This is a genomic window from Klebsiella sp. 2019SCSN059, assembly GCF_021739525.1.
Taxonomy (GTDB): Bacteria; Pseudomonadota; Gammaproteobacteria; order Enterobacterales; family Enterobacteriaceae; genus Klebsiella; species Klebsiella quasipneumoniae.
Window position 1 is genome coordinate 1 of sequence record NZ_JAKKOM010000071.1, and the last position, 5652, is coordinate 5652.

Here is a 5652-nt window from a genome sequence, read left to right on the forward strand (position 1 = left end):
AAGCAGAGTTTTTGAAATGTAAGGCCTTTGAATAAGACAAAAGGCTGCCTCATCGCTAACTTTGCAACAGTGCCACCCTGAATATAAAATGCAGTGTGTGAACGGGAGCCTGTAATGAAAAACTTAGCAACCTGGCTTCTGGCCGCAGCATTTACGACAGCCGCCCTGCCCGCCTTTGCGGTGGAACCATCCGTTCAGGTTGGCTACTCGCCTGAAGGAAGCGCCCGCGTTCTCGTCCTGAGCGCCATTGACTCCGCAAAAACCTCGATACGGATGATGGCTTATTCTTTTACCGCCCCGGATATTATGAAAGCACTGGTAGCAGCCAAAAAACGGGGAGTTGATGTGAAAATCGTAATTGATGAAAGGGGCAATACGGGGCGCGCCAGCATTGCGGCCATGAACTACATAGCGAACAGCGGCATCCCTTTGCGTACTGACAGTGATTTCCCTATCCAGCATGACAAGGTGATCATCGTGGATAATGTGACCGTTGAAACTGGCAGCTTTAATTTCACCAAAGCGGCCGAAACGAAAAACTCGGAGAATGCGGTGGTGATCTGGAACATGCCTAAGCTCGCTGAATCATTCCTCGAACACTGGCAAGACCGCTGGAATCGGGGGAGAGACTACCGTTCCAGCTACTGAATACTGACCGCCAAAAGGCGGTTTTTTTGTTCAAAGAAACTGATCTCAGTATCGCGCCCGGGGCAGCTGGCCAACGTCGCCGGCATCGCGCCGGCAAAAATCGAAAAACAGAAATATCAGCAAGATAGCTTAAACAGGTGTCGGGAAATTTCGTTGAGATATTTTGAAGGAATCACAGTGTAAGCAGGCGCTTTTTCAGGGAGGCGCGTTCTTGCGGGTTGCGTCCCTTGTGATTGGCGATGCGATCCGCCGTGGCGGCCTGGCGCTTGACGGGCCAGTAGGAGCGGCCATCCTTGCCCATCGACCAGACGCTGCTGGCCTGGTTTTCCAGCAGGGGCAGATGGGCGCTCAGGGCTTCGGGCGACGCGCTGGTCAGCGCCGTGCGCTCACGGGTGCGCCAGCGCTGATGCCAGAGCTTCTTGTCCTCGCGCTCGCTGCCGCAGGTCGTGTGCCCGACGATGGGTGTTTTGCGGCGGCTGCGGCTCATAACGTAGTGGTCTCCAAGAACATTCAGGACTGATCCCAGGCGTCGATGGTCAAGACCTGATCGGCAGGACAGGCGGCTACGCGGTCGGGAACTGGATGGTGTTCAGTCTCATGCCGACCCCATTCGATTGATCGCGTCGCTTGCGGCACGCTGCGACGCAAGGAGGTTTGCGACCTGGTTTAGCAGCCGTGTCCGCTGCATGTCTGTTACCTATCTCCCCGACCGCTCATTGGACCAACTCCAGAGATTGGGCTCTATCGCTCAGCCAATACGAAACCGGCATTGGCTGATGCCACAACCGAGACTAACACAAATGGCTCGGTACCTGTATTTCGCGCCCCGTGCACTTGGCCCGGTCTTGCCACGGCTATCTCACCTTCCCTGAGGGCACGAACAATCCCATTGCCCTGAAAGTAATCAGCCATTCCCGACAAAACAGTCCACGTGTCTTGGCCGTGAGGATGAATGTGAGCCGCAATTTCCTGCCCGGGATGGACATGCCAAACCACGATAATTGAGTCTCGGGTTTCAAGCACAACGGAACGAATAGGCTCGCCTTCGGACGGCTGAACATACTCGGCTACAGAAAATATTCTCGATTCAACAGTCATCGGAGATCCCTCTTTCACAGTTGTCGTTACGGTCTTCATCGTCGGCATCCTGACGCACGGCGGGCAATTGCTGGAGCAACGCCGGCAGCCATTCCTGTACCGTCTCCCACACCACATCGAGGTTGATGTCGAAATAGCCGTGAGCCATGCGATTACGCATATTGCGCATGCTGCGCCACGGCACGTCGGCATGCGCCTGGGTGAACTCGACGTAGCCATCCATCACCTTTGTGGCCGCCTCGCCGATGACGATCAGGCTCATGATGACGGCCTGCTGGGTGCGCTTGTCGGCCAAGAAGTCGTCCTTGGCCATCCCTTCCACGAAGCTGCGCGCATCGGTTGCGGCCTGCTGAATGTGGTCGAGGTAATCGGGCAGGCGGTTCTCGCTCATATCGGTTGCGCCTCCGCGAGCACCTTGGCCCGGAACTTCGGCGGCAGGTCGCCGGGAGTCAGCAGATCGACGTCAACGCCGAGCAGCGATTTCAGTTCTTCTTCCAAATCGCCCAAGTCCAACAACGTGGCACCGGGCAGCGCATCGACCAACAGGTCGAGGTCGCTGCCATCCCGGTCGGTGCCATGCAGCACCGAGCCGAAGACGCGCGGGTTCGCGGCGCGAAAGCGGCCTACCGCTTCACGCACTGCGCTTCGCTTCATGTCAAGCACAACAGACGGTCGCATGCGCATCCTTTCTTATCGAAACTCGTTGAGATGATATGCAATCAAGAATAGAATTTCAAGAACTATTTTCGAGAATCGCAATGCCTTGATTCCCGTGCCGCGCTGTCATTTTCAGAAGGTGACTGCACGGAATATCAAGAGTCGGCTGCACAGTCTTTTCTGATCTGTGGTCGTCTCAGAAAACGGAATCTATGGTCACTCCCGTTTTTGCAACACCGATTTTGACGACAAGTTGGCTTGCTTGAATCTATCCGGCGTCTGAATGGGATTTTATTCCCGCGCCTCGATGAGTTCCGCGCCTGATGAACCTCCAGAAAATATACGGCTTCAATGAGCCTTTCCGTTTTACAGGTTCCTCAACAGGCCGGTGGGCCGTTAGTATCATCAATATCAGTATTCGCAAAACCAGATCAGTAATTCTTTAAACCGGTGTATTTCTGCCGTTATGCTACATAAGTTTGCTGTCGTGCCGTTAGGGCCCAGGCTATTCTGGCCAGCTTGTTTGCCAGAGCACAAGTGACGACAAAGTTGCTTTTCCGGCACAGTAAATCCCTGACCCAATCGGCCAATTTGCCAGACTGGTGTTCCAGTTTTTGTATGAATACCCTGGCACATTGAACCAACAAAGTTCGGATCTTTTTATTACCTCGCTTACTAATTCCCAGCAATGTCGTCCTACCTCCCGTGCTGTACTGCCGAGGTACAAGCCCTGTTGCCGCCGCAAAGTCACGGCTGCTGGCGTACTGCTTCCCGTCGCCAATCTCAGTTGAAATAGTACTCGCTGTCAGTGTTCCGACGCAGGGAATGCTCAGCAAGCGCTGTCCAACCTCATCTTCGTCCAACTTTCGTTTCAACTGGGATTCCAAATCTTTAATCTGCTCAACAAGATAGTGATAATGCTGTTGTAATTTCAGCAATAACTGGCTGAGGTAAAGAGGCAAACTATTATCCTCAAGAATGGTACTCAGTCGGCTAATAACGGCAGCTCCTCGGGGAACGCTAATGCCAAATTCCAGCAGAAAAGCATGCATTTGATTGGTTGTTTTTACCTTATCCTGAACCAGGGATTCACGGACACGATGCAGAGCCCGCATTGCCTGCTGAGATTCCGTTCTGGGCTGCACAAAACGCATAGACGGACGCGATGCAGCTTCACAAATAGCTTCGGCGTCGACAAAGTCGTTTTTATTGCTTTTAACGAACGGGCGGACAAATTGTGGTGATATCAGCTTTGGGGAATGCCCCAACTCTTCCAACTTGCGTGCCATAAAGTGAGAACCGCCACAGGCTTCCATTGCGATGGTTGTAGCGGGGCATGTCGCCAAAAATTCGATCAACTTTGGCCGGGTAAATTTTTTACGGTAAACAGCCTTCCCGCGACGATCCTGGCAATGAATATGGAAAGAGTTTTTACCCAGATCGATACCAATGAGCGCAATGTTTTCCATGATAGTTCTCCGAATGAAAGCCTGTCCTCAGCATAGTACCGGGAAGGAGGGAGTGACCATCTCATTAAAAATCGTACGCTAAGACCGGTTTGGCTAGCCGGGTAGTAGGAGTCCCATTAGTCACGCCTGCCGGGCTGCGGCTTGGTCTGGTTGAGAACTCGGTTCTTTGTGGCGATGATCCACGAAGTTGCACCCATCGACGCTGTGCTCACAGGCAACAATCTCCAGTTGCAGCGTCGTATGGAAGATGCTGAATCGGTCAGCCAGCAACAACTTGAGGGTTTTGAGCAACTCGTCGGGCCCTATTTCCGGCGCATACACGATATGAGCGGTCATGCTGACCTTGCCGCTCGTGAGCGCCCATACGTGCAAGTCATGCAGCCCTGTCACGCCTGGCACGGCCTGAACAGATGCCATCAAGGCTCCCATGTCAATGCCGTCTGGGACTCCCTCCAGCAAGACATTCAGGCTTTCCTTGAGTAGCAGCCAAGTTCGTGGCAGCACCCAAAGCCCAATTGCCACGGCGACGACCGCATCTACCCACACCCAGCCGGTGAATCGGATGACCAGCGCAGCTCCGATCACGCCGATGGAGCCAAGCATGTCGCTCCAGACCTCCAGATAAGCGCCTTTGACGTTGAGGCTCTTGTCCTTGCCGCCCTGAAGCATACGCATGCTGATGAGGTTGACGATCAGACCCAGCACTGCTGCCACCAGCATCCCGCTGGACTGAACCTGCGCTGGCTCGCGCAAACGCTGCCAGCCCTCATACAGGATGTAGCCAGCGACGCCGAAGAGCAACAGGGCGTTGAATGCGGCCGCAAGGATTTCGAAGCGGTAGTAGCCATAGGTGCGCTTGGCATCGGCTGGCCGGCTCGCCACCCGTACAGCCGCCAAGGCGATGGCCAGCGCCGCTGCATCCGTGAACATGTGCGCCGCATCTGAGAGCAGGGCCAGGCTGTTGAAAACAATGCCTGCGGCGACTTCGGCCAGCAGGAAGCTTCCGGTCAGCGCCAGGGCGATCCAGAGCGATTTTTCATTGCGCTCGCTGGGTAGGGCATGGGAGTGATTGGTGCTCATCTTCGTCCTTCTTCTGAGTTCATTTTTGTTCAGCGTGACCGGAAGCCGGCACCCAGCGATACAACGTCGGGATTGAGACCCCGAGGTTCTTGGCCACGTCCTTGGGAGCGATCCCGCTGGCGAGCAGTTTCTTGGCCGATTCAATCTTGCTTTTGGTCATCTTCGGTTTGCGTCCTCCCTTGCGGCCTGACAGCCGGGCGACCGCCAATCCTGCACGGGTCCGCTCCACCGTCAGCTCGCGCTCCATTTCGGCGAGGCTGGCCATGACGTGAAAGAAGAACCGTCCCGACGGCGTGCCGGTGTCGATGGCGTCGGTGAGACTCTTGAACTGGATGCTCTGCTTGTGCAACTCGCTGACCAGATCGACCAATTGCTTGACGCTACGGCCCAGGCGATCCAGCTTCCAGACGACCAGCGTGTCTCCCTTGCGTAGCATTTCAAGCGCCTTGGCCAAGCCGGGGCGCTCGGCTCTCGTGCCGCTTAATTTGTCCTCAAAGAGCTTTTGGCACCCGGCCTGGGTCAAGGCCTCTCGCTGTAGCTCCAGGTTCTGATCCTGCGTCGAGACGCGCGCATAGCCGACGAGCATGGCACGGTCAGACCGCTGCCTTGCCGCACTGAGCGCAAAACGGCACTGTTGCAAATAGTCGGTGGTGATAAACTTATCATCCCCTTTTGCTGATGGAGCTGCACATGAACCCAT

At 55.1% G+C, this 5652-nt stretch carries 8 protein-coding genes; 1 reads left to right on the forward strand and 7 read right to left on the reverse strand.

Features of this window, described 5'->3' with window-relative positions:
* The first annotated feature begins 114 nt into the window (after positions 1-114).
* Complete coding sequence (locus L2I46_RS28475; protein WP_000792636.1) at positions 115-648, forward strand: phospholipase D family nuclease; 534 nt, start codon at positions 115-117, stop codon at positions 646-648.
* 172 nt (positions 649-820) lie between these two features.
* Here the strand turns inward: L2I46_RS28475 and L2I46_RS28480 are convergent, their stop codons facing one another.
* The 7 genes from L2I46_RS28480 to L2I46_RS28510 form a co-directional block, all read right to left on the reverse strand.
* Complete coding sequence (locus L2I46_RS28480; protein WP_000091613.1) at positions 821-1135, reverse strand: hypothetical protein; 315 nt, start codon at positions 1133-1135, stop codon at positions 821-823.
* Positions 1136-1389: 254 nt separating this feature from the next.
* On the reverse strand, positions 1390-1746 hold the full coding sequence (locus tag L2I46_RS28485; protein ID WP_000215515.1) for a cupin domain-containing protein: 357 nt from the start codon (positions 1744-1746) through the stop codon (positions 1390-1392).
* Positions 1736-2137, reverse strand: a complete 402-nt coding sequence (locus L2I46_RS28490) for a HepT-like ribonuclease domain-containing protein (protein ID WP_001293886.1) — start codon at positions 2135-2137, stop codon at positions 1736-1738. The genes L2I46_RS28485 and L2I46_RS28490 overlap by 11 nt, the downstream gene beginning before the upstream one ends.
* A complete protein-coding gene (locus L2I46_RS28495) occupies positions 2134-2424 on the reverse strand; it encodes a nucleotidyltransferase family protein (protein ID WP_001247892.1) in 291 nt (96 codons plus the stop codon). Before L2I46_RS28495 ends, L2I46_RS28490 begins: the two co-directional genes overlap by 4 nt.
* A 443-nt stretch (positions 2425-2867) precedes the next feature.
* Positions 2868-3872, reverse strand: coding sequence for an IS110-like element IS4321 family transposase (locus tag L2I46_RS28500; RefSeq protein WP_000427623.1), 1005 nt, complete (start codon positions 3870-3872; stop codon positions 2868-2870).
* Positions 3873-3992: 120 nt separating this feature from the next.
* Complete coding sequence (locus L2I46_RS28505; protein WP_236948411.1) at positions 3993-4952, reverse strand: cation diffusion facilitator family transporter; 960 nt, start codon at positions 4950-4952, stop codon at positions 3993-3995.
* Between the two features lie 19 nt (positions 4953-4971).
* The gene (locus L2I46_RS28510) at positions 4972-5538 is read right to left on the reverse strand and encodes a recombinase family protein (protein WP_011638900.1); all 567 of its coding nucleotides are present in this window, start codon (positions 5536-5538) and stop codon (positions 4972-4974) included.
* Positions 5539-5652: the final 114 nt, after the last annotated feature.

Coding starts and splice junctions, on each gene's coding strand:
- L2I46_RS28475 (WP_000792636.1), top strand. CDS start 115: ATGAAAAACTTAGCAACCTGGCTTCTGGCCGCAGCATTTACGACAGCC.
- L2I46_RS28505 (WP_236948411.1), bottom strand. CDS start 4,952: ATGAGCACCAATCACTCCCATGCCCTACCCAGCGAGCGCAATGAAAAA.
- L2I46_RS28500 (WP_000427623.1), bottom strand. CDS start 3,872: ATGGAAAACATTGCGCTCATTGGTATCGATCTGGGTAAAAACTCTTTC.
- L2I46_RS28480 (WP_000091613.1), bottom strand. CDS start 1,135: ATGAGCCGCAGCCGCCGCAAAACACCCATCGTCGGGCACACGACCTGC.
- L2I46_RS28510 (WP_011638900.1), bottom strand. CDS start 5,538: ATGCTCGTCGGCTATGCGCGCGTCTCGACGCAGGATCAGAACCTGGAG.
- L2I46_RS28490 (WP_001293886.1), bottom strand. CDS start 2,137: ATGAGCGAGAACCGCCTGCCCGATTACCTCGACCACATTCAGCAGGCC.
- L2I46_RS28495 (WP_001247892.1), bottom strand. CDS start 2,424: ATGCGACCGTCTGTTGTGCTTGACATGAAGCGAAGCGCAGTGCGTGAA.
- L2I46_RS28485 (WP_000215515.1), bottom strand. CDS start 1,746: ATGACTGTTGAATCGAGAATATTTTCTGTAGCCGAGTATGTTCAGCCG.